The sequence below is a fragment of the Streptomyces sp. NBC_00209 genome (genome assembly GCF_045206345.1).
In the GTDB taxonomy this organism is placed as follows: Bacteria; Actinomycetota; Actinomycetes; order Streptomycetales; family Streptomycetaceae; genus Streptomyces.
In genome coordinates, this window is sequence record NZ_CP108121.1 from 6,123,591 (window position 1) to 6,146,138 (window position 22,548).

The 22,548-nt window shown below is 73.0% G+C and carries 12 protein-coding genes; 8 read left to right on the top strand and 4 right to left on the bottom strand.

Annotated features, from left to right (window positions below; translation table 11 throughout):
- The first annotated feature begins 3 nt into the window (after positions 1 to 3).
- On the top strand, positions 4 to 1,179 hold the full coding sequence (locus OG867_RS27900) for a PP2C family protein-serine/threonine phosphatase (protein ID WP_406289443.1): 1,176 nt from the start codon (positions 4 to 6) through the stop codon (positions 1,177 to 1,179).
- A gap of 75 nt (positions 1,180 to 1,254) precedes the next feature.
- Here OG867_RS27900 and OG867_RS27905 read toward each other — a convergent pair whose 3' ends face one another.
- Positions 1,255 to 5,541: a S8 family serine peptidase gene (locus tag OG867_RS27905; protein WP_406289445.1), complete on the bottom strand. Its 4,287-nt coding sequence runs from the start codon at positions 5,539 to 5,541 to the stop codon at positions 1,255 to 1,257.
- Between the two features lie 337 nt (positions 5,542 to 5,878).
- Here OG867_RS27905 and OG867_RS27910 point away from each other — a divergent pair, with 337 nt between their 5' ends.
- Positions 5,879 to 9,967, top strand: coding sequence for a S8 family serine peptidase (locus tag OG867_RS27910; RefSeq protein WP_406289448.1), 4,089 nt, complete (start codon positions 5,879 to 5,881; stop codon positions 9,965 to 9,967).
- Between the two features lie 43 nt (positions 9,968 to 10,010).
- Here the strand turns inward: OG867_RS27910 and OG867_RS27915 are convergent, their stop codons facing one another.
- Positions 10,011 to 10,865, bottom strand: coding sequence for a helix-turn-helix transcriptional regulator (locus tag OG867_RS27915; protein ID WP_406289450.1), 855 nt, complete (start codon positions 10,863 to 10,865; stop codon positions 10,011 to 10,013).
- A gap of 206 nt (positions 10,866 to 11,071) precedes the next feature.
- Here OG867_RS27915 and OG867_RS27920 point away from each other — a divergent pair, with 206 nt between their 5' ends.
- Both OG867_RS27920 and OG867_RS27925 read left to right on the top strand, forming a co-directional pair.
- On the top strand, positions 11,072 to 14,848 hold the full coding sequence (locus OG867_RS27920) for a S8 family serine peptidase (protein WP_406289452.1): 3,777 nt from the start codon (positions 11,072 to 11,074) through the stop codon (positions 14,846 to 14,848).
- A gap of 195 nt (positions 14,849 to 15,043) precedes the next feature.
- Complete coding sequence (locus tag OG867_RS27925) at positions 15,044 to 15,193, top strand: SCO1431 family membrane protein (protein WP_406289454.1); 150 nt, start codon at positions 15,044 to 15,046, stop codon at positions 15,191 to 15,193.
- A gap of 65 nt (positions 15,194 to 15,258) precedes the next feature.
- Here OG867_RS27925 and OG867_RS27930 read toward each other — a convergent pair whose 3' ends face one another.
- Positions 15,259 to 16,533 (bottom strand): glycoside hydrolase family 18 protein, encoded by a 1,275-nt coding sequence (locus OG867_RS27930; protein ID WP_406289456.1) that lies wholly within the window; start codon positions 16,531 to 16,533, stop codon positions 15,259 to 15,261.
- Positions 16,534 to 16,924: 391 nt separating this feature from the next.
- Between OG867_RS27930 and OG867_RS27935 the strand changes: the two genes are divergently transcribed.
- Positions 16,925 to 18,097, top strand: coding sequence for an acyl-CoA dehydrogenase family protein (locus OG867_RS27935; protein ID WP_328899187.1), 1,173 nt, complete (start codon positions 16,925 to 16,927; stop codon positions 18,095 to 18,097).
- Between the two features lie 398 nt (positions 18,098 to 18,495).
- Here OG867_RS27935 and OG867_RS27940 read toward each other — a convergent pair whose 3' ends face one another.
- On the bottom strand, positions 18,496 to 18,891 hold the full coding sequence (locus tag OG867_RS27940; protein WP_328899186.1) for a hypothetical protein: 396 nt from the start codon (positions 18,889 to 18,891) through the stop codon (positions 18,496 to 18,498).
- Between the two features lie 202 nt (positions 18,892 to 19,093).
- On the opposite strand from OG867_RS27940, the gene OG867_RS27945 reads away from it, so the two are divergent.
- The 3 genes from OG867_RS27945 to OG867_RS27955 all read left to right on the top strand — a co-directional run bounded on the left by OG867_RS27945 (position 19,094) and on the right by OG867_RS27955 (position 22,516).
- Positions 19,094 to 19,534: an Lrp/AsnC family transcriptional regulator gene (locus OG867_RS27945; protein ID WP_018103953.1), complete on the top strand. Its 441-nt coding sequence runs from the start codon at positions 19,094 to 19,096 to the stop codon at positions 19,532 to 19,534.
- Between the two features lie 46 nt (positions 19,535 to 19,580).
- Positions 19,581 to 21,221, top strand: coding sequence for an amidohydrolase (locus OG867_RS27950; protein ID WP_406289461.1), 1,641 nt, complete (start codon positions 19,581 to 19,583; stop codon positions 21,219 to 21,221).
- A 527-nt stretch (positions 21,222 to 21,748) separates the two neighbouring features.
- Entirely contained in the window at positions 21,749 to 22,516 is a 768-nt protein-coding gene (locus OG867_RS27955) for a polyprenol monophosphomannose synthase (RefSeq protein ID WP_406289463.1), read from the top strand.
- Positions 22,517 to 22,548 lie beyond the last annotated feature (32 nt).

Genomic DNA, 22,548 nt, shown 5'->3' on the forward strand with positions numbered 1-22,548 from the left:
GTCATGAAGAACCCGAGAATGCCGGCCTTCACGTACCTCGACTGCGGCGGCGCGTGGGCCGTACTCGCCGTCGCCCTGCTCGACCTGGTGCTGGGCGAGGAGGTGAAGCTGCTGGCCCTCTACGCGGTGGGCCCGGTCGTCGCCTCGGCGCGCGGGCGCCCTCCGGCCGTCGCCGGCACGGGCCTGTTCGCGGCGGTCTGGGCCACGGTGCTGGCGTATCACGACGACGTGCTCGCCTCCCCCAGGGCAGGGGTGTCGCTGCTGGCCGTCGCCGTGGTCACCGCCGTCGCCACCGCGGCGGCGCGCATCCGGCAGGGCCACGAGTCCGGGCACGCCGTGATGCGCGACGTGGCCGCCACCGCCCAGGACGCCCTGGCCCCGACGGTCCCCGAGACGGCGGGGCCCGTACACATCGCGGCGTCGTACGAGTCGGCGGCGGACGCGGCCAGGATCGGCGGGGACTTCTACGAGGTGGTGCCCGTCCGGGGCGGCGTCCGGGTGCTGATGGGGGACGTCCAGGGGAAGGGGCTGCGGGCCGCCGGGCTCGCGGCGGCCCTGCTGGGCGCCTTCCGGGAGTACGCGGCGGTGTCGCCGAGCCTGGAGGAGGTCGGGGTGCGCATGGCGTGCGCCCTGGCCCGCCGACCGGACGACGAGCGGTTCGCCACCGCCGTACTCGCCGAGCTGACCTCGGACGGCCGGATGACCGTGCTCAACTACGGTCATCCGGCGCCGCTGGTGGTCCGGGCGGGCGGCGGAGTGACCTGGACCGAGCCGGACCGGCCCGGGATGCCGCTCGGGCTCGACGCCCTGGGGGACGGCCGGCCGGGGCGTCATCGGGGGCTGCTGCACGACGGGGACCGGGTGCTGTTCCACACCGACGGACTGGCCGAGGCCCGGGACGAGGACGGTCGCTTCTACCCGCTTGGTTCGCACAGCGGACTGCTGCGCGACGGACCGGTCGGCCACTGCCTGGCCAGGATGCGCGAGGACGTGCACCGGCACGCCACCCCGTGCGGGGCGGACGATTCGGCGTTGCTGCTGCTGGAGTTCGAGGGGCCGGTGGGGGCTTCCGCCGCCCCGCGGGGCGGCGGAAGCCACGTGCCGCTCCGGGCGGTGGAGCTCGGGTGCGACGTGTGTGTGGTGCGGGACTGCCCGATCGTCGCCCGGCTGCGGGACTGACGTCCGGCACGGAGAAGGCGCGCCGCCCTCCCCGCCACCGGGCGGCCGGCGGCGGGGAGGGCGGACGAGCGGGGGTCAGGAAGGCAGCTGAGCCAGGACGACCTTGGTCGAGCCCCCGTTCTCCACGTCCATGGCGTAGTACGCCACCTCGCCCCGGTTGTTGATGCTGATGCCCTCCAGCGGAACGAAGCGCGAGGAGCCGGTCATCGCCGACAGCTCGTACATCCGGCCCTCGGGGTCCCAGACGACCGCGGTGTCCGTGTCCGGCGTGGTCTGCGCCGTTCCCATGATCCAGCCCGCGTCGTTCACGGCCAGAGCCTTCGCGTCGAATCCGAAGTCGGGCAGCCGGGCCATCGTGGAGCCGGGCTTGAGGACGAACGCGTCGTCACCGCTGGTGCCGACGATCGTTCCCGAGGCGTTGACCGACTCGGCGTAGCTGTCGGCCATGCCCGGCAGCGTGCCCAGGTCGGTGATCTTCCCGTCCGCGTCCCACTTCACGGCGCGGCGCTTGCCGTCCTTCGAGGAGTGGCCGACCACCACACCGGCGTTGTTGATGGCGATCGGCTCGGTCAGGTTGCGGCTCTCGGTGAGGTGCGGCAGCTTGCGGAAGCCGTCCGCCGCGCTCCAGACGAAGCCCTCGTTCACTTCGAGGCTGCGTCCGGTGGCCGGGTCGGTGATGTTGCCCGTGGCGTTGCCCACGACCGTACCGGAGTCGTTGACGGCGAAGCCGCGCGCGAAGCGGTAGGTCTCCCAGTCGGGCAGCGGCAGTGTGGTGAGCTTGCCGTCCGCGTCCCAGACACCCGCCCGGGTGCCCTCGGCGAGCGTCAGCTGACCGGTGGCGTACCCCTTGGACTGGCTCTGGTTGAGGACGTGGCCGTCACGGGCGTCGGCGTTGTCGAGCAGCGTGACGCCCTTCTCCGCGTCCCAGCGCATCGGCCGGCCATGGCCGGAGACCTGTTGCGAGCCGGCCATCCGGCCGCTGTCGTCCAGGCTGAAGGCAATCGCCGGGCCGAACGAGGAGGTGATCTCCGCATGCGGGGTGACGACCTTGCCGATCAGCACGTCGGCACTGCCCAGCGTGGCGCCGGTGTCGCTCGCCAGCGAGAACCGGCCCACCAGGCGACGGCCCGCCGGCGGCACGGTGTCCGCGACCAGCCGGCCGCTGACCTTGGCCGACGTGCCGTTGGCGAGGCGTACCGGCTTGTCCTGGTCCACGGTCACCGCGCCGAGCGACGAGGAGAACATCGTGTCCTGGATGTCGAACGAGGTGCTGCCCGACGGCACGTCCGTACCCGCGATGTAGAGCAGGTAGTAGCCGGGCGTCGGCTTGTCCAGCACGATGGACTCGCGGGAGCCGCCGTTGGTGGAGGAGGCCACGAGCTGCCCCGACTGGGTCAGCAGGTACAGGTCCAGGTCGGCGTCCGGGTCGGATGCGTTGCCCATCGACACCTCGAAACGCGTCGCGTCCCGGGGCACCGTGACCTGCTTGCCGGTCATGTCCTGGTCGGAGACGGTCGGGTGGGCCTCGGACAGCGCGCCCAGGACGCCGCCCACCGCGTGCGCGGTCACCGGCGCGAACCGGTTGACGGCCGTGAAGCTCTTCTCGGCCGCCGAGTGCAGCGCCGCCTCCTCGATCACCGAGGACGCCGGGTCGAGCGTGGCGCCCTGCACGGTCGTGGTCAGCCGGTACGGGTTGGTGAGCTGCGGCGAGGTGCGGCGCGCCTCCACCTCGAACTCCCAGACGCCGGGCATCGGCTGCGCGTACGTGCGCGAGCCGGAGGCGCAGTCCGCCTCGTCCGAGAAGTGGGTGTAGCAGCGGCTCACGGTGGTGTCCTCGACCGGCATGCCCTGCGGGTCGACGGCCAGGAACCGGGTCTGGCTGTCACGGGAGACGCCGGACAGGTCCACCTTCAGTGCCGCCGCGCCCTTGGGTACGGAGACGAAGAACGAGCGGGTGGCGTTGCGGTCGACCGTGCCCGCGGTGGACACCGCGTACGACGGCTTCGCCGGGTCGGCGGCGGCCACGACGGTGACCGGGACGAGCAGGTCGGTACCGGGGGTGGCCGGGTCGTCCACGCGCAGCAGCGCCGAGTGCGCGCCGGTGGACTTCGCCTGGGCGCGGACGGTGATGCCGGTGGCCCTGCCCTCGCTGAGCTTCACCGTGCGCGGGGCGCTGAACGTACCGTCGTTGCCGACCCAGGAGAGGCCGGCCTCACGGCTGCCGGAGCCGGTGCGGGTGAGCTTCACCGTGTAGTTCTTCGGGCGGTGCAGCGGCTGCCCGCCGTCGGCGGGGGAGCAGCGGTTGTAGACGCCGGTACCGGACTCGGGGGTGGTCAGCATGCCCGCGAGGACACCGCAGACCGGCGCCTCGACGGAGTACGCCGTCGGCTTCGGGCCCTTCGCCAGCAGCTTCCACGCCGCCGGTACGGAGACGAGGCCGGCGCCCTGCGCGTACGCGGGCTGGTCCGGCAGGTACGTCGCCGAGCTGGTCAGCGCGGACCGCATCCCGGCGGGCGACACCTTGACGTGCGAGGCGGACGCGGCGGAGAGCAGGACGGCGACGGCACCCGCGGCCTGCGGCGAGGCCATCGACGTGCCGTTGAACATGCCGTAGCCCGGGGGAAGCTCGTAACCGGCCTGGGGCACGCCCTCGCCGGGCAGCCAGGTCGGGATGGAGGAGACCGCGGCGCCCGGGGCGACGATCTCCGGCTTCATGCCGCCGTCCTCACGCGGCCCGCGCGCCGAGAACGGGAACAGCGACCGGCGGTCCTTCACCTCGGAGCCGTAATCCGCCCACCAGGTGTCCTTGCTGACCGAGGCGCCCACCGCGATGACCTTGTCGGCGACGGCCGGGTCGGACACCGTGTTCATGCCGGGACCGTCGTTGCCCGCCGACGAGACGATGTGCACGCCGTACTGGTCGATCAGCCGGTTGTAGAGGACCGAGCGGACGTTGGCGCCGTCGTTGAGCGCGGGCAGCCCGCCGATCGAGAGGTTGACGACGTCGGCGCCCTTGTTGACGACGACGTCGATCATGCCCTCGGTGAGGGCGTACGAGGTGCAGCCGGCGGCGAAGAGACAGACGCGCTCGGAGACAATGCGGGCGCCGGGCGCGGCGCCGTCCATCTTCCCGCCGAACAGCCGGTGGCCCGCGGTGATGCCCGCGACATGGGTGGCGTGGGCGCCGGAGACGATGCCGATGCTGACGAAGTCCGCCTTCTTGCCGGCGCTCGTGCTGCCCCGCGCCGACAGGTCCACGTCGTCGCGGTACTCGACCGTGAACGGCATCGACTCGGCGACGGCCGTGTCCGGGTCGTCCTTGCCGAACGCGGCCCACGTGCCGGACTTCGCGTACGGCTCGACCACATCGGCGTCGCCGAAGGTCCGGTCGAGGTTCGCGTCGACCCAGACCCGGTGGTCCGCCTTGCGGTACAGGACGCCGAACGTGTCGTTGTAGTCGCCGTCCCGGTTGACGTCGCCTTCCAGCTCGCCGCCCCAGGTGTCGCCCTCCTTGAACACCTGGAACTCGTAGTCGCCGTCGGGGGCCTTGTAGTCGACCCCGCCGTAGCGGAAGGTGCCGTCCTTCGCGGTGACCTTCAGCCGCATCTCCAGCCAGGTCGGGTCGCCGTCCGTCACCGGGTCGGTCGCGGTGACCCAGTCCTTGATCTTCGGCTGCCCGGTCGTGGTGGTGCGCAGCGCCGGGTGGGCGAGGTCGACGCCGGTGTCCAGGATGCCGACGGTGACGCCCCGGCCGTCCCAGGTGCGGTGGTCCTCGGTGAAGCCGGTGGACCCGGTCTCGGCCACGGGCAGGTAGGGGTTGTCGGCCGGGGTGGTGCGGCCCGGGGCCTTCGGCGTGCCGGGGCCGTGGCCGTCGTGGCCCTTGTCGTCCTTCTTCCGGTCCTCGGTGGCGACCGGCGACGGGTCGGGGATCTTGTACGTCTCGTTGAGGTCGACGGCCCGGACCGAGGAGAGCGCGGCGAGCGCGGTGACCTTGCCGGTCGGCACGGTGGCGCGGACGTAGCCCAGCTTGTCGTCGGCCCTGGCGACCCGGCCGCCGAGGTCCGCGACCTTCCTGCGCAGCGCCCCGGTGTCGCCCTCGCCGGTGGCCAGCAGGACGGTGACCGTCTTGGCCTTCCTGCTCTCGGCCTTCTGGAGCAGCGTACGGTCGTGGGCGCCCAGCTTGTCGCGCTGGGAGGCCAGGGCCTTCTTGGGTGCGTCCGGGACGGCCGTCCCCAACGGATGCGGTACGTCGGCGGCTTGGGCGGGCAGTGCCGACAGGCTCATCAGCGAGCCGGTCAGGCCGGCCGCCAGGACGGCGGCGGTGAACCGGCGTCTGCGGCGCGTGGTGATGGGGCGGGACATGGATGCCCTTTCGCGTGGCGGGGGCCTCGGCAGGACCGGGACCGCGTCGGGGATCTCCCGCCGGAGTCGTGGGCGCCGGCGAAAGGTCGTGGCACGGGTCTACCGAGCCCGGGCGGGGCGCCGCAGCACCCACGCGTGGCGGATGCATGACACGACGTGTTGTCGCCAGTTCCCGAACTGGCCTTTTCCTGCTGGCGACTTGACGACAGGCGGGATCTCGCCACCGGTTCCCCATTCCCACCGGAGGCCCACGCACCGACGATCATGCGATGCCCGTCCCCCGCAGCTCATGAGGCGAGGGGGACACCGTCCCTGCCCAGAGCGGAGCCCACGAATCATGACGCAAGCCCCGGGGCGCAGACACCTGGCCCTGGCCGCGGCGGCAACCGTGCTCGCCACCCTCGCGGCCACCGCCCCCGCAGCCTTCGCCGCACCCTCCGCGTCCGGTACGCCGGGTGGAGCCGACCTGCTCGCCTCCCTGGACGACCAGGAGCTGGGAGCCCTGCACCGCATGGCCGCCCTGGACATGGGCGGCCTGCACGTCACCGACAAGGCCGCGCTGCGCAGCAGCAAGCCCGTCGACGTCATCGTCCAGCTGAAGACCCCGCCCGCCAGGACCGCCCGCCTGCTCGCCGCGGCCGAGGGCCGCACGGTCAGCGAGTCCGCCGCCCAGGACGCCGTGACCAAGGCGCACCAGCGCTTCCGCACCGCGCTGGACGGCATGTTCGCGCACCGCGCCAGGACGGCGGCGGCCCCGAAGCCCGGCCGCACCTACACCCACAGCTTCGACGGCGTGAGCCTCAGGCTCCCCGGCGACCGCGTCGCCGAACTCCTCGACAACGACGAGGTCACCGCCGTCTGGCCGGACACCACGGTCAAGGCGCTCGACCGCCCCGCCCCCGCCGACGGCGGCGGGACCTCCGGCGCCACCCAGGACGACGACGGGGTGGCCCGGCTGCACGCCGAGGGCATCACCGGCAAGGGCGTCAAGGTCGGCATCATCGACACCGGCATCGACTACCACCACCCCGACCTCAAGGCCGCGTTCAAGGGCGGCTACGACTTCGTGGACGACGACGCCGACCCGATGGAGACCACGTACGCCGACTGGAAGGCGTCCGGGCAGGCCGAGACCAACCAGGGCTCCCTGTACTACACCGAGCACGGCACGCACGTCGCCGGCATCGTCGCCGGCCGGGGCGCGGAGTCCGAGGAGCGCGCCGCGCACGGCGTGGCGCCGGGAGCCTCCGTGTACGCGTACCGGGTGCTGGGCCCGTACGGGCGCGGTCGTACGAGCGACATCATGGCCGCGATGGACCGGGCGGCCGACGACGGCATGGACGTCGTCAACATGTCGCTCGGCGCGGCGGTCAACGACCCGATGAGCCCGGAAGCGATAGCCGCCGACAACCTGGTGCTCGCGGGGATCACCACCGTCATCGCCGCCGGCAACAGCGGCCCGGCCGGTAACACCCTCGGCACCCCGGGCGCCGCCGCGCTGCCGCTCACCGTGGGCGCGCACGACGAACCGATGACCCTGCCGGAGTACCGCATCGCCGCGGGCACCACCTCGGCCACGGGCCGGCTGCTCGCCCGGCCGTTCGGCGACGCGCTCTCCGACCTGACCTCGGGCACCTACCCGGTCGCCGACGCCGGCACCGGCACCGCGGCCGGCTACAGCGGCAAGGACGTCAAGGGCAGGGCCGTCCTCGTGAAGCGCGGCGGGATCACCCTGGACGAGAAGGTGCGCCGCGCCGCCACCATGGGCGCCGTCGCCGTCCTCCTCGTCAACGACAACGCGGACGAGGGCCACATCCCGAACTACATCGGCGAGAGCCCCGCCTACGTGCCGGCCTTCTCGCTGACCGCCGCCGAGGGCACCGCGCTGGCCGCCGGGACCGCCGACGCCACCGCCCGCCTCACGTTCACGGAGGGCGGTACGTTCGTGCTCGGCAGCGGCGGGCTCGCCGACTTCAGCTCGCGCGGCCCGGCGTACGGCACCGGCGCCATCAAGCCCGAGGTCACCGCGCCCGGCGTCAGCGTGCTCTCGTCCGTCCCGGCGGACACCGTCGCGCCGGAGACGGGCGACTACTCCGCCGCGTACGCCCGCCTCAGCGGCACCTCCATGGCCTCGCCGTACGTCGCCGGGGCCGCCGCGCTGCTGCTCCAGCACGACCACCGGCTCACGCCGGACGGGGTCAAGGCGGCACTGATGAACACCGCCCGCCCGGTGCCCGGCAAGGTGAGCGTCTTCGACGCGGGCGCCGGCGCGGTCGACCCGTACGCCGCCGTGCACACCGAGACCTCCCTCCAGGTGTCCGCGAAGACCCCGTACGTCTCCCTGGACGGCACGCGCAAGGAGCTGGACCACCGCACCGGCGCGCTCGACCTCGGGCTGCTCCCGGTCGGCCGGTCCGCCCGAGTCGAGAAGCGGCTCGACCTGGTCAACGACAGTGGCACCAAGGGGCGTTACGTGGTCGCCGCCGCCTTCACCCGGGGCAACGGGGCCTCCGGGGACGCCCGCGCCGCCGGTATCACCCTGTCCGCCGACCGCCAGGTGACCAGCAAGCCGCACGGCCGCACACCCGTCCGCACCACCCTGCGGGTGCCGTCCGACGCGCCGGCCGGCTACTACGAGGGCTTCGTCACCCTGACTCCCGTACAGGGCACGGGACTTCATGCCCTGCGCATGCCGTTCGGGCTGCGCGTCGCCGAGTCCGGCTTCGCGGAGATCGACATGACGAAGCAGGTCATCTCGACCAACCAGTTCTCCGACGCCGGGTCCGTCGGCGGCGGCGCCGCCACCTTCGACCTGCGCATGGCCGGACAGCTGACGAGCGTCGACATCTTCCTCGCCGACGCCCGCGGCAAGGACCTCGGCTACATGGGCGGGATCAACACGACCGGCCTCACCGAGGGCGTGCTGTACGGCCCGGCGACGGTCGGCGGCTGGTACTTCCCGGTGACCGGGCGCAAGGACACGCCGTTCGATCCCCGGGGCCGCTGGGTCGCCGACGGCCACTACAAGCTGCGCATCGTGGGCACCGACGCCTTCGGCGGCACCGACACGGAACTGCGCGACATCTACGTCGACTCGCACGCCCCCACGTACGAGGACGCCTACGGCGCCTGGGACCCGTCCCGCCCCACGGTCGTGGAGATTCCCGCCGACGCCACGTCGTTCGCCTTCTCGGGCCGGCTGCGCGACGGCGAGACCGACGCGATCCACAAGGCCGGGCTCGACATCGGCCAGAAGGACAACGCGCTGTACTACTCGACGTACAGCCCCAACGCGCCCACCGGGCACGTCAACGCCGACGCCGACGGCAACGTCGACGCGTCGGTGGCCATCTCTCCCGGCCCGCCGACCGCCTACGTCAAGATGTGGCCCGCGGACGCCGCCGGGAACATCAGTGACGTACGCTCCCTCAACCTCATCAAGGAGGGCACCCCGTACGTCGTCGGCGCCGCCGACGCCCCGGTGGCGCGGGCCGGCGACCGGATCACGTACACCCTGACGGCACACGACCTGAAGCACTGGAAGTCCTACAGCTCGCAGATCCGCTACGACGACCGCAACGTACGGATCGCCGGCATCGAGCCGACCGCCGAACTGGCCGCACACGGCCCGTCGAAGATCACCACCACCGACGTGTCCGCCGGCGCGTCCTCGTACACCACCCTCGGCTTCGACGTCTCCGACCCGGAGGGCCTGAGCGGCGACTCGATGCCGCTGCTCAAGGTGACGTACGAGGTGACCGGGGAGCACTGGACGACATCGGCGGGGCTCACCACGGGCACCACCAGCGCCATGGACACCACCGGCACCAAGGTGCCGCTGAACATCCAGTTCTACGGCGCGGTCCGGATGCTCAATCCGGAGTCGACCTTCGGCGCCCGGCCCGCCGCCGAGGCGCTGCTGACCAAGGACTACGCGTACGACACAGGGCGCGACTACAGCCTCGACGGCTTCCGGGCCGAGCTGACCGCGCCGGACGGCACCCGGCACCCGATGACCGCCGACGCGACCGCCCGGATCTCGGCCGACGGACTGAAGCCCGCCGAGAAGCCGTACCGCCTGGTGATCCGGGTGCCCGGCCACTTCGCCTGGACCGAGGACATCGACCTCGGCCTGGACGGCTACGGGCCCGTGGCCGGGGCCGGCGGCACGTCGAAGGCGGCCCTGATCGCGGGTGACGTCAACGGCGACGACGTCATCGACGTACGCGACGCCGCCGCCGTGTACGACGCCCGGGGCACCGCGAAGCGTTCCGCCGACATCAACCACGACGGGACCGTCGACGGGAAGGACCTCACCTGGGTGGTGACCAACTACCTCCAGCAGAACTCCATGGCGGACCGCTACACCGACCCGGTGAAGCGTCTGCACGGCCGGACGCTGGAGTACTACACCGACCGGATGTGACGTTCCGTCGTCCGGGGCGCCGTGTGCGCCCCGGACGGCCCGCTCAGACCCAGTTGTTGCGCATCGCGTACCAGCCGAGCTGGACGCGCGAGGAGACCGAGGCCGCGTCCATCAGGGCGCGCAGCCTGCGCTGGACCGTACGGGGCGACGTGCCGAGCTGGTGGGCCGTCGCCGCGTCCGTGAGGCCGGACAGCATCAGCTGGAGCAGCCTGCGGTCGGTGGGATCGAGGTCGCCGTCCTCCCGCAGATAGGGCCGCGAGCGCTGCCACACCGACTCGAACAGCTCGACCGCCAGCCGTACGAGGGGCGGCCCGAGGACCATCGACCTGCCCGCCTCCAACTGCACCATGGCGGTCTCCTCGTCCGCTATGAGGAGCTTGATCAGGGGCTGGTCCACCACCCGCACCTGATGACCGGCCGCCAGCCGCTCGTCCAGCGCCCGCAGCGCCGCCGGCTCGGTGAGGAAGGCCCGGTCCACGACGACGCGGTACGCGGCGTGGGGATTGCCGTCCTTGCGCCACGGGGGCTCCGCGTCGGCGTCCCGCGCCTCCTCCGCCTCTTCCTCCTCCTCCGGGGTCACGTCCTCCGGCGCCGCCAGCGTGGACGGCACGGGGGCGACCGTGTTGGCCCCCGACTGAAACCCCATCAGGGACGTCCGGGCCCCGTACTCCAGCTCGTACAGACGGCGGGCCTGGGCCTCGCGCCCCTCCCAGAACTCCACGAACTGCCCCGGCACCTCGCGGCCGTCGGGCCGCCACGCCCCCAGCAGCCGCACCAGTGAGTCATCGGCCCGGCGCAGGTCCTCCTGCAACCGGATCAGGGAGGAGCGCACGGAGGCGGGCGGGCCGGGGAACGGCTCGGCCCACGGGGACGGTGGCACTTCTGGATGGGACGACATGGCTCAAGTGTCGCCACCCGCGGAACGGCCTGGCAACGGACCCCCCGCGCGGTGCCGGTGACCGGCCCCGCGCAGGTGTCGGGTTTGCGCCATGGCAGCCACTCGCCAGCCCCAAGGCCCCCACGGAGCAGCGGTGTTGGCCACGCTGCTGCTCACCGGCCCCTCCCTCCGAGGTCACCGGACACCTTCCCTCCTGGAGACCAACGATGAGACGTACGAGGCCATGGCGCCGGACCGCCGCCGGGCTCGCCACCGCCGCCCTCCTCGCGGCGGCCGCCCCCGCCGCCTCCGCCGGCACCCCGGCGGACGCCGCCCAGCCGCTCACCGACGGACCCGGCCGCGCGGTCACCGTCACCCTGATCACCGGCGACGTGGTCGAGGCCCGCGTGGACGCCGCCGGCCGGGTCCTCTCGGCGGCCCTGCGCGGCGCCGACGGCCAGGGCGCCGACCACGCCGCCGCGACCTGGCAGGACGGCAAGCGGACCTATGTGTTCCCGCAGGGCGTCGAGCGCCTGGTGGACGCCGGGCTCGTGGACGCCGCGCTCTTCGACATCGGGCGGCTCGTCGCCGACGGTTACGACGACGCGCACACGGACACCCTGCCCGTCGTCGTGGAGTACGCGGGCGGCGCGGCCCGGGGCCTGCGCGCCGCCGCCGTCCCCGGCACCCGGACCACCGCGACCCTGGAGTCCATCGGCGGCGCCGGACTGGCCGTCAGCAAGAAGTCGGCCGCCGACGCCTGGCAGAAGCTCGCGCCGGGCGACCCGGGCACCGAGCGCCCCGCCGCCCGGACCGCCACCACCGGCGCCGTCAGCAAGATCTGGCTCGACGCCAAGGTCCGGGGCACCGCCGTCAGCGGCCTCGGCACCCCCACCGTGCCCCTCACCGGCGCCACCACCGCGCACCGGGCCGGCCTCGACGGCTCCGGCGTCAAGGTCGCCGTGCTGGACACCGGGGTCGACGCCGGCCACCCCGACCTCGCCGGACGCGTCGCCGGAAGCGAGACCTTCGTTTCCACCCCGGCCACCGACGACCGCACCGGCCACGGCACCCACACCGCGTCCACCGTGGCCGGCACCGGCGCCGCCTCGCACGGCACCTACGCGGGCATGGCCCCCAAGGCGGACCTGCTCATCGGCAAGGTGCTCGACGACGACGGCTCCGGCTCGCTCAGCGGCATCGTCAACGGCATGGAATGGGCGGTCGACCAGGGCGCCCGCGTCGTCTCCATGTCGCTCGGCTCCGACGGCGACACCGCCTGCGCAGGACCCGGCGTCGACGCGGTGGAACGCCTCAGCGGCCAGGCCCTGTTCGTCATAGCCGCCGGCAACGCCTCGCTGCACGGCACCGTCTCCACCCCCGGCTGCGCGCCCAGCGCCCTCACCGTTGGCGCGGTGGACCGTAAGAACGCCACCGCGTCCTTCTCCAGCCGGGGTCCCTCCGTCGACGGCGTGAGCGCCAAGCCGGACATCGCGTCCCAGGGCGTCGGCGTCGTCGCCGCCAACTCCGGTGGCCGGGGCGCCCAGGCGTACCAGGAGATGTCCGGCACCTCGATGGCCACCCCGCACGTCGCGGGCGGCGCCGCGCTGCTCCTGCAGCAGCACCCCGAGCTGACCCCGGCCGGGCTCAAGGCCCTGCTCACCTCGTCGGCCCGGTCCACCGACGCGCCGGTCCTGGAGCAGGGCGCGGGCCCGATGGACGTGGCCCGCGCGGTGTCCCAGCCGGTCACCGCCCCGCCCGTGCCGCTCCTGGGCGACTTCGCGTACCCGCAGCGGAACCTCGACCCGGTCGACAAGACGGTCACCCTCACCAACCTCACGGACAAGGACGTGCGCCTCGGCCTGCGCGTCGAGGACGTCCGGGGCGACGACGGCAGCCGCGTCTCCGGCTTCGCGCGTCCCGCCCGCACCACGGTCACCGTGCCGGCGCGGGGGACCGCCGAGGTGCCGGTCCGCATCGACCCGGGCACCCGCCTGAGCGCCGGCGCGTACGGCACGGTCACCGGCCGCCTCGTCGCGACCGGGTCGCACGGGGTCCGCGTCACCGTCCCGTTCGGCGTGCACATGGAGGTCCCGTCCGCCGACCTCACCGTCAAGGGCCTCGACCGGCACGGCGACCCGGCGTCCTCGCTCTCCACGTTCCAGCTGTTCGACGACCACCGCGACACGGCGAAGCGCTACGTCATCGGCTACCCCGAGCCCGGCAGCACCACGATCCGGGTGCCCCTCGGCACGTACGCGCTGAGCGGCCTCGTCATGACCCGCGACGAACCCGGCGACATCGGCAGCGTCGACTCGGTCAGCCAGCTCTACCGCGAGAAGCTGACGGTCTCCGGCGACACCGAGGTCACCCTCGACGCCCGCGACGCGCGCCGTATCTCCTGGGACACCGAACGCCCCAGCCAGGGCGCCGGGTTCGCCATCGGTCTCGCCCTCGGTCTGGACGACTCGCGCCGCCTCCAGGCCGGTTACCTCACCACCGTCCCCTCGTACGTCAAGGGGATCTACGCCCAGTCGGCGCACGGGGACGACCGGCTGACGTTCCTCGCCGCCGCCCGGCAGACCGCGCCGCGCGCCGCGTTCACCATCCCCGGTGGCCGGGTCCTGGACTCGCTCCCGGTGCAGAAGGCCACCGAGTTCGACGGCAAGGGCTCCGCGCCGGTGACGTACATCGGCAAGGGCACCGACGCGAACTTCGCCGCCCACGACCTCACCGGCCGCATCGCCCTCGTGGACGCGGGCACCGGCGGCGGCAACGCCTTCACCTGGGACTCCGCCGCCAGGCGGGCGGGCGCGGCGGGTGTGCTCGCGGCGTCCCCGGACGCCGAGGGCCGGTTCCAGCTGACCGGCCCCGAGGGCGTCCCGCAGGCCACGATCACCGCGGCCGACTCGCGGGCGATCCGGGCCGCCCTGGACAAGGGCGACGTCCGCCTGTCCTGGTCCGGCACCGCGACCGACCGCAGCCCGTACGTGTACAACCTGGCCCACGCCTCGCACGGCTCGATCGACACCGGCACCCGGCGCGTCCGGGACCGCGACCTCGCGGCCGAAGACGCCCGCTACCACGTACAGGGCGCCGACGACGCGACGTACTGGTCGGACGTCAAGATCGGCGCGCCCGGCATCCCGGCCGTCTGGGCCGGCGGCACCACCCTGCCCCTGCACGCACCGCAGCAGCGCACGGAGTACTTCACCCCGGCCGGCCGCGACGGGCTGACCTGGACCACGCTGATGCGCCGGGACCTCGGCCCGTACACGAGCACCTCCTACGACGGGCCGCGCGAGCGGGACAAGGGCCGCACCACGTCCCAGTGGTACAAGTCGCCCTACGGGCCCGTCCGCAACACCTACGCCCAGCCGCTGATGAACCGCGAGAGCAACCGCCTCGGCTTCACCATCGCCCCGGTCGGCGACGCGGGCGGCCACGACGCCACCCTCGGCATGACCGACTCCGGCACCCGGCAGCTGCTGCTCGACGGCGAGCCCCAGAACCTGGTCTCCGGCACCTACGACCTTCCGCGGACGAAGGCCGAAGTGACGTTCCGCCAGCAGTGGCAGCGCCGCGCCGGCACGCTCGACCGCACGGGCCTCGCCTACGCCACCGAGTGGGTCTACACCACCGACGCCTCGGACCAGGGCGCCCAGCACCTGCTGGTCCCGGTCCTCGACGTACCGTCCGACCTGCGCAACTCCCGCCCGGCGGGGGAGCCGACCACGATCGGCCTCAGCGCCGTCACCGACGACTCGGCACGGCCGGCCACGCTGCGGAAGGTGAGCCTGGAGTACGCGTACGGCACCGAGTCCACCGTCGACGCGGTCACCGGCTGGCACCAGGCCCGCGCCACGTCCACCCGTGACAGCTGGCAGGTCCGCCTCCCGGGCGACGCGCCCGCCGGAACGTTCGTCCACCTGAAGGTCACGCTCACGGACAAGGAGGGGGCCCGGGTCAGCCAGACCATGATCAGGGCGTACGAGGTGCGCTGACCGCCCGGTGTGGTCTCCGGCACACACGGCACCGCCCCCTCACCCGGTTTCCGCACGTCGTGGGGGCGGTGGCGGGGCGGGGCGCCCGGTGGCAGTGACGGACGTCTCTACCCCCGGACCCGCCGGGCTGGCACTGTGGTCGGGTCCCGGCCGGGTGCTGGGCGTGCCCCCTGCCGGCCGACCGAACGAGATGCCATGACCGCGACTGCCGCCTCCCTCACCGCCGCCCGCCGCCGCGCCCGTACCGGCGGCCCCGACGACGGCCCCAAGCTGCTGGAGCACGTCCTGGGCTGGACCCTCGTGGTCGTGGTCGCCATGCTCGTCACGCAGCTCGGCCTGCTCTAGGCCCGCGCGTCAGGGGCGGGGAGCCCGACCGGCTCCCCGCCCCTGGTGTTCGCCGCGCTACCGGGTCAGTCGATCGCCTTGATCAGCTCGCCGTCGGTGGTGTCACCGCTCAGCTCCCAGAAGAAGGTGCCACCCAGGCCCTGCTGGTTCTTGTACGCCATCTTGGTGCCGATGGTCTCCGGGGTGTCGTAGCTCCACCAGTTGCTGCCGCAGTGCGCGTACGCCGTGCCCGCGACGGTGCCCGTGGCGGGGCAGGTGTTCTTGAGGACCTTGTAGTCCTCGATGCCCGCCTCGTACGTACCCGCGGCCGCGCCGGTCGCCGTTCCGCCCGGCGCGTCCTGGGTGACGCCGGTCCAGCCGCGCCCGTAGAAGCCGATGCCGAGCAGCAGCTTCGAGGCCGGGACGCCCTGCGCCTTCAGCTTCTCGATGGCCGCCTCGCTGTTGAAGCCGTCCCTCGGGATGCCCTCGTAGGAGGTCAGCGGGGAGTGCGGGGCGGTCGGGCCCTTCGCGTCCCAGGCGCCGAAGAAGTCGTACGTCATCGGGTTGTACCAGTCGACGTACTGCGCCGCGCCGCCGTAGTCGGCGGCGTCCAGCTTGCCGCCGTCCGAACCGTCCGCGCTGATCGCCGAGGTGACCAGGTTGTCGCCGCCGAACTTCGTACGCAGCGCCGACAGCAGGCTGCCGTAGGCTTCCCGGCCGCTGGTGTCACAGGTCAGGCCGCAGTCGTTGGGGTACTCCCAGTCGATGTCGATGCCGTCGAACACATCGGCCCAGCGCGGGTCCTCGACCAGGCTGTAGCAGGAGTCGGCGAACGCGGCCGGGTTCTGCGCGGCCTCACCGAAGCCGCCGGACCAGGTCCAGCCGCCGAACGACCAGAGCACCTTCAGGTCCGGGTGCAGCTTCTTCAGCTTGCGCAACTGGTTGAAGTTGCCCCGCAGCTCCTGGTCCCAGGTGTCCGCGACGCCGTCGACGGACTGGTCGGCGGTGTACGCCTTCTCGTAGTCCGCGTACGAGTCACCGACCGTGCACTTGCCGCCCTGGACGTTGCCGAAGGCGTAGTTGATGTGCGTGAGCTTGTCGGCCGAGCCCGAGGTCTCGATGTTCTTGACGTGGTAATTGCGGTCGTAGACACCCCATTCGGTGAAGTATCCGACCACCTTGTCACCGGCCGCTGTGGGGGCGGCGGGTGCTGCTGCCGGTGCGGCGGCCCGGGGCGCGGCGGGGGCCGCGCCGGCGGAGCCGGTGCCGGCGACGCCGAGCAGGGCCGCACCCAGAGCGGCGGTACACGCGGCAGCGGCGAGGGCCCGAAGACGGGCTCCCGGGCGATGCAGTCCGGTCATGGTTGCTCCTCGTGGGGGAGGGGACGTGCCAATGGACTACCGGCTTCCGGCGCTCGATTTGGCATGAACGCGGAAAGCCGGTTCGCCGGGAACGGTAGATGGACTAGACCAGTTGGGTCAATGGTTCGGACCAATATCGATGATCTCCGGGCGTCCGAGCCGGGTACCCGAAGCCCAATCATTCGTATGTTCGGTCAACCGGTGACGGATGCCATCCGATCGGGCATACTCGTCCCGCCACAGCCGCCTGCCTGCGCCTCTCGTAATCCGGGAGGGCAACATCGGCTGGGCAGCAGTGATTTCGGGCATCGCCCGGAGATCCCCCCGGCGGCGCCGCTCACACCCCGCGCGCGCGACCGCCGCAACGCCCGACAGGGAGGAGAGCGCCGTCATGTCCGACCGTGCCCCGCAGTGGGTCGAACGCCGTCTGCCCACCGAGGAATCCAGCCAGCTGATCGACCTCGTACGGGACATCGCCCAGCGGGAGATCGTCCCGGGGGCGGCCGAGGAGGAGGAAGCGGGCCGCTTCCCCCGCGAGGTCTTCACCCTGCTCTCCGAGTCCGGCCTGCTCGGCCTGCCCTACGACTCCGAACACGGCGGCGGCGACCAGCCGTACGAGGTCTACCTCCAGGTCCTCGAAGAGCTCGGCGCCGCCCGGCTCACCGTCGGCCTCGGCGTCAGCGTCCACTCCCTCGCCTGCCACGGACTCGCCGGCTACGGCACCAAGGAGCAGCGCGCCGAACACCTCCCGTCGATGCTCTCCGGCGGCCTGCTCGGCGCCTACTGCCTCTCCGAACCGGCCTCCGGCTCCGACGCCGCCTCACTGCGCACCAAGGCCGTACGGGACGGCGACGACTGGGTGATCACCGGCACCAAGGCATGGATCACGCACGGCGGCATCGCCGACTTCTACACCGTGCTGGCCCGCACCGGCGCCGAGGGTGCCCGGGGCATCACGGCCTTCCTCGTCCCCGGCGACGCCGCCGGGCTGAGCGCGGCCGTCCCCGAGAAGAAGATGGGCATGAAGGGCTCGCCCACCGCCCAGCTCCACTTCGACGGCGTCCGCGTCCCCGACGCCCGCCGGATCGGCGAGGAGGGCCAGGGCTTCGCGATCGCCCTGTCCGCCCTCGACTCCGGCCGCCTCGGCATCGCCGCCTGTGCCATCGGCGTCGCCCAGGCCGCGCTGGACGAGGCCCTCGGCTACGCCACCGGCCGCAAGCAGTTCGGCCGCCCCATCGCGGACTTCCAGGGCCTGCGGTTCCTGCTCGCCGACATGGCGACCCGCATCGAGGCCGGCCGCGCGCTCTACCTGGAGGCCGCCCGGCTGAGGGACGCGGGCCGCCCCTTCTCGCGCCAGGCCGCCATGGCCAAGCTCTTCTGCACGGACGCCGCGATGCAGGTGACCACCGACGCCGTCCAGGTGCTGGGCGGCTACGGCTACACGCAGGACTTCCCCGTCGAACGCCTCATGCGCGAGGCCAAGGTGCTCCAGATCGTGGAGGGCACCAACCAGATTCAGCGGATGGTCATCGCGCGCCACCTCGCGGGCCCTGAGTCCCGCTGACCCGCAGCGGCCGCTCGGACCACACGGGCGTCGTCATGATCCGGTTCCAGTCCTGGTCATGACGGCCCGGCAGGGTCCGGCCCGTGCTCTCCCAGTGCCGCAGCAGCGCCCGGTAGATCGGCGGATCGCTCGAATGGGGCACCGCGCGCGGAGCCGACCGGGGTGGTTCGGACCGGGACGCCGGTACGGAGCCGGACTGCGGAACCGATTCTTCGGAGGGTGGAGCGACGAGACGGCGGCGCCCGGGGCCGGCCGTTGAATGCAGCGGGGTCATACCGGGGCAACGCCGTGGGGCGCGGCGGGGTAACTGGCTGTTCGATTCGGGCGCATGTTCACCCGGTTCTCCCCGGCTGCCGGGTTGCTGCCGCACCCCGGCCGCGCGTTCGGGAGGAGGAGGCTCAGGCGGCCTCGCGCCGGAGCGGGGAGACCACCCGGATCGGGCGGCAGCCGGCACCGCCGGCGTGCGAGAAGGGCTGCGTCCGCCAGTCGAGCCCCTGCGGGAGCGTCAGCAGCAGCGCCGTCTCCTGCTCCTGCACCCCGTCCGCCTCGGCGGGCGGGTCCCCGGCGGCACGCCCCGTACCGGGGCACACGGTGAGCACGAACGGGTTCCACGGGGACGGGCACAGCGCGTGCTCCGGGAGCACGTCCTCGTCCGCCAGGAGCGCGATGGGCTGCGCGCAGTCCGGGCACACGACCCGGTACATCTCGAAGGTGTCGTACGCGTCGGGAGCGGCGTCCTCGAACGGATCGACGGGCTCCGGTTCGGTACGTCCGGTGAGCTTCAGGTGTGGCATGGGAAATCCCCCCTCGGATGGGCCGGCATGACGCTGTGGCCTCGGCCACAGCAAGCATTTCCCGCCGCCGATCGGCCGTAACCGTTCCGTGTCCCCTTACTGTCGCGTAAACCTGTGGCGTTGGTCACATGCCCGGCGCAGGTGCCGTCCCAAGGGCTGGGCGGCTGTGCCGGGAACGACTCATGGCCATAGATTGATCCATATGGAGGAGCTGGACCGTCACATCGTGGAGTTGCTCGTCAAGGACGGGCGGATGAGCTACACCGACCTGGGCAAGGCCACCGGCCTGTCCACCTCGGCGGTTCATCAGCGCGTCCGCAGGCTGGAGCAGCGCGGGGTGATCCGCGGCTATGCCGCGGTCGTGGACCCGGAGGCGGTCGGCCTGCCGCTGACCGCGTTCATCTCGGTCAAGCCGTTCGACCCCAGCGCCCCGGACGACATCGCCGAACGGCTCGCCGGAGTCCCGGAGCTGGAGGCGTGCCACAGCGTCGCCGGCGACGAGAACTACATCCTCAAGGTCCGCGTGGCGACCCCGCTGGAGCTGGAGAACCTGCTCACCCGCATCCGCTCGCTGGCGGGCGTCTCCACCCGCACCACGGTCGTCCTGTCCACTCCGTACGAGGCACGCCCGCCGCAGATCTAGGGGGCCGCGCACGGGGGACGTGTGCGCAGGCGGGAGACTGGTGCTCATGACCGAGAGCACCGCCCCCCAGAGCGACCACCGCACCGTGCTGCTGCGCGGTGGAGACGTCCACAGCCCCGCCGACCCCTTCGCAACGGCCATGGTGGTCGAACGGGGCCATGTCGCCTGGGTGGGCTCCGAAGGCGCCGCCGACGCCTTCGCGAGCGGCGTCGACGAGGTGATCGACCTCGACGGGGCCCTGGTCACCCCCGCGTTCACCGACGCCCACGTCCACACCACCTCGACCGGCCTGGCCCTCACCGGGCTCGACCTCTCCGGCGCCCGCACCCTCGGCGACGCCCTCGCCCGCGTCCGCGCCCACGTCGCAGCCCACCCCGCGGACCGGGTCGTCCTCGGGCACGGCTGGGACGCCACCCGCTGGCCCGAGCAGCGCCCGCCCACCCGCGCCGAACTGGACGAGGCGGCGTCCGGCCGGCCCGTCTACCTGCCCCGGGTCGACGTGCACTCGGCGGTCGCCGGCACCGCCCTGCTCGACCTCGTCCCCGGCGTCACCACGATGCCCGGATACCACCCCGAGGGACCGCTGACCGCCGCCGCCCACCACGCGGTGCGCGCGGCCGCCCACGACGCCGTCACGCCCGCCCAGCGCGCCGAAGCCCAGCGCGCCGCGCTGCGCCACGCCGCCTCCCTCGGCATCGGCTCGCTCCACGAGTGCGGCGGCCCCGACATCTCCGACGAGGACGACTTCACCGGGCTGCTGAAGGTGGCCGCCGAGCAGCCCGGGCCCCGGGTCTTCGGCTACTGGGCCCAGGAGGTGGCCGACGAGAAGGACGCCCGGCGGATCCGCGAGCTCGGGGCCGTCGGCGCGGCCGGCGACCTCTTCGTGGACGGCTCCCTCGGCTCGCACACCGCCTGCCTGCACGAGCCGTACGCCGACGCCCCGCACACCGGAGCCGCCCACCTGGACGCCGCCCGGATCGCCGCCCACGTCGCCGCCTGCACCGAGGCGGGGCTCCAGGCGGGCTTCCACGCCATCGGGGACGCGGCGCTCTCGGCGGTCGTCCAGGGTGTCAGGGCCGCCGCCGAGAAGGTGGGCCTCGCCCGGGTGCGGGCCGCCCGGCACCGCGTCGAGCACGCGGAGATGCTCACCCCCGAGACCGTCGCGGCCTTCGCGGAACTGGGCCTCACCGCCTCCGTCCAGCCCGCCTTCGACGCCGCGTGGGGCGGTGAGGAGGGCATGTACGCCCAGCGCCTCGGCGCCGGACGGGCCGCCACGCTCAACCCGTACGCGGCGCTGCTGCGGGCCGGCGTGCCGCTCGCCTTCGGCTCGGACAGCCCGGTGACCCCGCTGGACCCGTGGGGGACCGTACAGGCCGCCGCCTTCCACCGGACGCTGGAGCACCGCGTCTCGGTCCGGGCCGCCTTCACCGCGCACACCCGGGGCGGCTGGCGGGCCCTGGGGCGGGACGACGCGGGGACCCTGGTGCCCGGCGCCCCGGCCGACTACGCGGTCTGGCGCACCGACCAGCTGGTGGTCCAGGCCCCGGACGACCGGGTGGCGCGCTGGTCGACCGACCCCCGGTCCGGGACGCCGGGGCTGCCCGACCTCGGCCCCGGCGCCGACCTGCCGGTCTGCCTGCGCACCGTGGTCCTCGGACAAACTGTCTACGTAAGGCCGAACGAGTGACGTGCGGACATTCCGGTCCGCCGATCGAAGGCCGGTCCGCTCTTACGCCACCTGGGGATCTTCGGGACTGACCAGGCAATTTCGGTAATCGATGCAGGTCAGGCAGGTATTGACAGAATGCGGCCATCGGCCGGTAGGTTCGGCCGAGTCCACCACAGGACGTCCGACCGGTAAAACCTCCACGCAGTCGTCGAACGCCGCTGGGTCATGGGGTGGTGCGCCGCACCGGCGCACCGCCACTGACAGCCAGGTTCAGCGCCCGCGCCTCGGGGGCGAGGGAAGGTTTCAGCCGGACGGAGGGTGCGACCCGGGTGGGGCCCGGACGTTCAGTAGACAACGGCTCTAGGTCGACCCGCAGCCAGCGGGTCCCAGGTCGGCCCGAAGGACACCGGGCCCCGATCCGCACTTCTGTCCCCGATTCCGCTCTTCTGTCCGCCGCGGCTCCCGCGCCACCCCGACCGGGTCGGCGTCCCGCCCCGCCGCGCTCGATATGGTGGGAACCTGCGTACGGACGTGAGGGGCAGTAAGTGAACGACGGCGGTCAGCGGCAATTCGGCCCGCTCGGCAGTGTCCTGGTGATCATCCCGACCTACGACGAGGCCGAGAACATCAAGCCGATCGTGAGCCGGGTGCGCGCCGCCGTGCCGGAGGCCCACATCCTCGTCGCCGACGACAACAGCCCCGACGGGACGGGCAAGCTGGCCGACGAGCTGGCCGCGGACGACGATCACGTCCACGTCCTGCACCGCAAGGGCAAGGAAGGGCTGGGCGCGGCCTACCTCGCCGGCTTCCGCTGGGGCATGGACCACGACTACGGCGTCCTGGTCGAGATGGACGCCGACGGCTCCCACCAGCCCGAGGAGCTGCCCCGGCTGCTCACCGCGCTCAAGGGCGCGGACCTGGTCCTCGGCTCCCGCTGGGTGCCCGGCGGCCGGGTGGTGAACTGGCCCAAGTCCCGCGAGTTCATCTCGCGCGGCGGCAGCACGTACTCCCGGCTGATGCTGGGCCTGCGGACCCGGGACGTCACCGGCGGCTACCGGGCCTTCCGCACCGAGACCCTGAAGGGCATCGGCCTGGACGCGGTCGCCTCGCAGGGCTACTGCTTCCAGGTCGACCTGGCCCGCCGCGCGATCGAGGCCGGCTTCCATGTGGTCGAGGTGCCGATCACCTTCGTGGACCGCGAGGTCGGCGACTCCAAGATGAGCAAGGACATCCTGGTCGAGGCGCTGTGGCGGGTGACCGCCTGGGGCGTCACCAGCCGGACGAACAAGGTGCTCGGCCGCCGTACCCCCTGATCCGGCCGTCACCCCCTTGCGGCGTACGGACG

Bases quoted from the DNA above. Each gene is read 5' to 3' on its own strand.
- OG867_RS27900 (WP_406289443.1), top strand. From the start codon at position 4: ATGAAGAACCCGAGAATGCCGGCCTTCACGTACCTCGACTGCGGCGGC.
- OG867_RS27905 (WP_406289445.1), bottom strand. From the start codon at position 5,541: ATGTCCCGCCCCATCACCACGCGCCGCAGACGCCGGTTCACCGCCGCC.
- OG867_RS27910 (WP_406289448.1), top strand. From the start codon at position 5,879: ATGACGCAAGCCCCGGGGCGCAGACACCTGGCCCTGGCCGCGGCGGCA.
- OG867_RS27915 (WP_406289450.1), bottom strand. From the start codon at position 10,865: ATGTCGTCCCATCCAGAAGTGCCACCGTCCCCGTGGGCCGAGCCGTTC.
- OG867_RS27920 (WP_406289452.1), top strand. From the start codon at position 11,072: ATGAGACGTACGAGGCCATGGCGCCGGACCGCCGCCGGGCTCGCCACC.
- OG867_RS27925 (WP_406289454.1), top strand. From the start codon at position 15,044: ATGACCGCGACTGCCGCCTCCCTCACCGCCGCCCGCCGCCGCGCCCGT.
- OG867_RS27930 (WP_406289456.1), bottom strand. From the start codon at position 16,533: ATGACCGGACTGCATCGCCCGGGAGCCCGTCTTCGGGCCCTCGCCGCT.
- OG867_RS27935 (WP_328899187.1), top strand. From the start codon at position 16,925: ATGTCCGACCGTGCCCCGCAGTGGGTCGAACGCCGTCTGCCCACCGAG.
- OG867_RS27940 (WP_328899186.1), bottom strand. From the start codon at position 18,891: ATGCCACACCTGAAGCTCACCGGACGTACCGAACCGGAGCCCGTCGAT.
- OG867_RS27945 (WP_018103953.1), top strand. From the start codon at position 19,094: ATGGAGGAGCTGGACCGTCACATCGTGGAGTTGCTCGTCAAGGACGGG.
- OG867_RS27950 (WP_406289461.1), top strand. From the start codon at position 19,581: ATGACCGAGAGCACCGCCCCCCAGAGCGACCACCGCACCGTGCTGCTG.